The organism is Shinella sp. JR1-6 (assembly GCF_004284735.1).
In the GTDB taxonomy this organism is placed as follows: domain Bacteria; phylum Pseudomonadota; class Alphaproteobacteria; order Rhizobiales; family Rhizobiaceae; genus Shinella.
Window position 1 is genome coordinate 1 of the sequence record NZ_SHMI01000084.1, and the last position, 3,205, is coordinate 3,205.

7 protein-coding genes are annotated in these 3,205 nt (G+C 52.8%); 2 read left to right on the forward strand and 5 right to left on the reverse strand.

Translation table 11 applies throughout. The features are described from left to right. Positions 1 to 47: 47 nt before the first annotated feature. Entirely contained in the window at positions 48 to 566 is a 519-nt protein-coding gene (locus EXZ48_RS34200) for a hypothetical protein (RefSeq protein ID WP_130521489.1), read from the reverse strand. A 58-nt stretch (positions 567 to 624) separates the two neighbouring features. Beyond that, positions 625 to 858 carry a hypothetical protein gene (locus tag EXZ48_RS34205; RefSeq protein WP_130521491.1) on the reverse strand — a complete coding sequence of 78 codons (234 nt, stop codon included), beginning with the start codon at positions 856 to 858 and terminating at the stop codon, positions 625 to 627. Between the two features lie 157 nt (positions 859 to 1,015). On the opposite strand from EXZ48_RS34205, the gene EXZ48_RS34210 reads away from it, so the two are divergent. Both EXZ48_RS34210 and EXZ48_RS34215 read left to right on the forward strand, forming a co-directional pair. Continuing rightward, positions 1,016 to 1,294 (forward strand): type II toxin-antitoxin system RelE/ParE family toxin, encoded by a 279-nt coding sequence (locus tag EXZ48_RS34210; RefSeq protein ID WP_130521493.1) that lies wholly within the window; start codon positions 1,016 to 1,018, stop codon positions 1,292 to 1,294. A gap of 12 nt (positions 1,295 to 1,306) precedes the next feature. Continuing rightward, a complete protein-coding gene (locus EXZ48_RS34215) occupies positions 1,307 to 1,594 on the forward strand; it encodes a HigA family addiction module antitoxin (protein ID WP_130521495.1) in 288 nt (95 codons plus the stop codon). A gap of 309 nt (positions 1,595 to 1,903) precedes the next feature. Here EXZ48_RS34215 and EXZ48_RS34220 read toward each other — a convergent pair whose 3' ends face one another. Genes EXZ48_RS34220 through EXZ48_RS34230 form a run of 3 tightly spaced genes read right to left on the reverse strand, consistent with a single transcriptional unit; the run spans position 1,904 to position 2,536 of the window. Beyond that, positions 1,904 to 2,149 (reverse strand): hypothetical protein, encoded by a 246-nt coding sequence (locus EXZ48_RS34220; RefSeq protein WP_130521497.1) that lies wholly within the window; start codon positions 2,147 to 2,149, stop codon positions 1,904 to 1,906. A gap of 17 nt (positions 2,150 to 2,166) precedes the next feature. Next, positions 2,167 to 2,352, reverse strand: a complete 186-nt coding sequence (locus EXZ48_RS34225; RefSeq protein ID WP_130521499.1) for a hypothetical protein — start codon at positions 2,350 to 2,352, stop codon at positions 2,167 to 2,169. 1 nt (position 2,353) lies between these two features. Next, complete coding sequence (locus EXZ48_RS34230) at positions 2,354 to 2,536, reverse strand: hypothetical protein (protein WP_130521501.1); 183 nt, start codon at positions 2,534 to 2,536, stop codon at positions 2,354 to 2,356. Positions 2,537 to 3,205 lie beyond the last annotated feature (669 nt).

Sequence of the window (3,205 nt, forward strand, 5' to 3'; positions counted from 1 at the left end):
CCTTCCTCAAATTGGCATCCATTCGCCTCATGCTGAGAAGGCTCTGTTCAAACTGAATAACTTTCCGGACCGACTCTGAGGGTTTGCAGCATTTCGTCCAGCTCCGACTTCCAGAGCTTCCCGAGGCCGCGCTTATAGACGGCGCTGGCCTGCTTTTCGGTCTTGCCCTCTGCGAGCGAACGATCGTGCTCTTCTTTGAGCGTTTGAGCTGCTGTGCCAAACAGATCAATACTATCGGCGCGGGTCGCCTTGCGCCCGCCAGCGCCGCGAGATTCAACCGTGCGGAGTGGATCGTCAGAGCGGTCGAGGACCTTAACGAAGTGCAGCGCCGGGTGATTGTCACCGTAGGCTTCACGAATTGCATTGCGGTAGCGCGAGGCATAGATGTTGCGCGTCGATACGGACTTGTCCGCAAACGTCTCCCATTCCTTTTCCCAAAGGTCGGCGTAATCATCGGCGTCGGCTGTCAGGTTTGCAACAAATGTTGCAATGGCATCCTTGACCACCGGGCGACGGCCGGTCTTTGCACGCTGCTGTTCGTCGGCGTCGGTCTTCTTCGCGTTCATTGAACTTTCTCATTTCCTTGATGTGCGGTGATCATTGGCGAAGGCTTCATGAAGCCGCTCACTGCGGTTCGCTTTCATCGCTGACTGTGAAAACCACCGTTTCACCTTCGATAGTGTACGGCACCTTTTTGCTAAGGAGCTGATCGGCCGCGATTTCCGGCAGATTGTAGGTTTCCACGATGACCTTGCGCAGTTGGGGCCTGTCGTCTTCGAAATGATATCCATTAATCGCCCATGCGACGATTCCGGGCGTGTGAACGGCGGGGCTTGATCCGAGACGGTAGGTTGCCATTTGCGATCTCCTTGGATGACTATGGAGGCAGAATAAAATAAAAATATATGGTCGGCAACATAAAAAGTAAAAATAACGACTGTTTATTTTATTAAATTGAGGGAGCAAAGCCCGATTATGCCCTTGTAGCGCGTAGCGTCACATGCTACATAGGAGTATGATAATCGGCTTTCGACACAAGGGGCTTGAGACCCTTTACAAAACCGGCTCTGCCCGTGGGGTTCAAGCTGCTCATGCGCCGAAGCTGTCCCGTATCCTTGCTGCCTTAAATGCAGCGGCATCGCCTGCCGAACTGAACCAACCAGCCTACAAGCTACACCCCTTGAAAGGGACGCTGAAGGGGCATTGGTCGATATGGGTAAATGGCAACTGGAGGGTTACTTTCCGGTTTGTCGGAGCTGACGTGGAGTTGGTCGATTACGTGGATTATCATTGAAGGAGACATACAGTGATGAAGAACCATCCCCATCCGGGCGAGCTGCTTCGCGAGGATGTTTTGGTGCCTCTCGGCATTGAGGTGACTGACGCGGCGCAGCGCCTTGGAATTGCCCGGTCTACGCTCTCTCGGATCATCAACGGGAAGGCTGGCATTAGTCCTGATCTGGCGATCCGGCTTGAACGTGCTGGCGTCAGCACCGCACGGTTTTGGATGAATTTGCAGTTGAACTACGAACTGTCCAAGGCCGAAGCGCGGGATCAGCCGGAAGTGAGGCCATTGCAGTCGGCAGCGGCTTGAAAATCGGAATCGTTCGTTCATTGGATTTGGCACGCCCAAACGTTACCAGTCTTTGCAGGATATCGAGGGAACCAAGATGAACGTCGTTTTTGCAGCAATAAGCGCCAGCCTCTTTTTGGCAATGCCTGCGATGGCTCAAAAGAGCGAAGTGAAACGCTCTCAACCATTTCAGGCGCAGGAGCGTTGCGAGACCAGATTGCAGGGACCGGAGCAGGAGCTATGCGAGGTGGCACAAAAGGCGACCCATGCGCCTAGCGGAAACCAAGAGAGCAGCGGAAGACAATAAGGGCACAGCCAGGTCATCGGGGCCTAGCTGCCAAGCGTACCAGCGTCCCGCGCCATCTCTTCTGCTGTACCCCATGCGTCTTCCCGGTCTTGAGTGTAGTATGCGATTGCCTCTGCCCTTTCACGCGAAAGGTTGGGGCGAGAGATGCGATATTCGCCCTCCCGCTTACTGATTGTCAGGCCGAGGGCGCGCACCGCGCCAAACAGGGCCTTGTCGTTTCGTGTGGGAACGTTGAGAGCATCGGCGATAATTTTGGCTACAGTCACCATGTGCATTCGATCTCCGGTTAGAATTCGTATGTTCGAGTGCCGTCCGGCAGCTCGCAGGCGATTTCCACGTGCAAGCTTTCGATCTCGTCCGTCTCGTAGTATTCGTCACGCCACTTGATCGCCGCTCCGTAGCTCTCAGCCGTGTGCACGTCGCATTCGCGCTCGTAGCCTGCGTTTTCCACCACAGTGTATCGCTTCTTCATATCAGCGTCCTTTCGGTGATGCTGCGGGCATCGAGGGGATCGTGCCGTAGGTGTACGTATCCAGCTTCTGGTTGGCGTGCTCGCGCTCGGCCTTGCGGATATCGCGACCATATCTGAGCGGATCAAAGTAGAACTCGATCTCAAGGCCAAGATCGCCATATGTGGCGACGTAGAACCGGGGCATTTCTACCCCGGCGCTGTTTAGGCATTTTGTCATCTCATCGTTTCCTTGTGGCTGATTTGAAGGTGTGTTCGACGGTGATTTTGAGGAAGAGGGGGATGGAGATTTCGAGGGCGATTTTGGTAGAGCCGTTGGGTTTGAGCTTTGCGAGGATACGGGCGAAGGAAGCCTTGAGGCGTCGGCCGGTTGCGCGGCAGAACTGGAACGTCTGGAACATTTGCGGACCTTTCGTTAGGCATCAGCGCCATGTGAAGACTATAGGCTTGAGGCCGCAGGCGGTCAACATAAAAAGTAAAAATAACTGAAAATAATTTTACGAAATAGGCGATTAAGGGGCTTGCGTTTAGTAAAAATATCAGGCATATTGAGACCATGAAGAGCGGGAAAGCGGGTTCCACCATGACGACGACGAGAAAAGTAAAAAAAAGCGAGAAAAGTAAAAATAATTGTTGACCTGAGCGCAGAAAACGGCCATAGTAGGATTGGAAAAGGCTCCGATATTGGCTGAACGCGCAAGAAAAGTAAAAAAATCGCGATATGGGCGATAAAAAGTAAAAATAATGCTTGCGATTAGTAAAAATAGCTGGTAATATAGTAAAATTATGCGGGTGAAAGGGACACAGGCGGCGCGTTTAATATAAAACTACACCGGTGTAGTTTTATATTAAACGC

Coding starts and splice junctions, on each gene's coding strand:
- EXZ48_RS34200 (WP_130521489.1), bottom strand. CDS start 566: ATGAACGCGAAGAAGACCGACGCCGACGAACAGCAGCGTGCAAAGACC.
- EXZ48_RS34205 (WP_130521491.1), bottom strand. CDS start 858: ATGGCAACCTACCGTCTCGGATCAAGCCCCGCCGTTCACACGCCCGGA.
- EXZ48_RS34210 (WP_130521493.1), top strand. CDS start 1,016: ATGATAATCGGCTTTCGACACAAGGGGCTTGAGACCCTTTACAAAACC.
- EXZ48_RS34220 (WP_130521497.1), bottom strand. CDS start 2,149: ATGGTGACTGTAGCCAAAATTATCGCCGATGCTCTCAACGTTCCCACA.
- EXZ48_RS34225 (WP_130521499.1), bottom strand. CDS start 2,352: ATGAAGAAGCGATACACTGTGGTGGAAAACGCAGGCTACGAGCGCGAA.
- EXZ48_RS34230 (WP_130521501.1), bottom strand. CDS start 2,536: ATGCCCCGGTTCTACGTCGCCACATATGGCGATCTTGGCCTTGAGATC.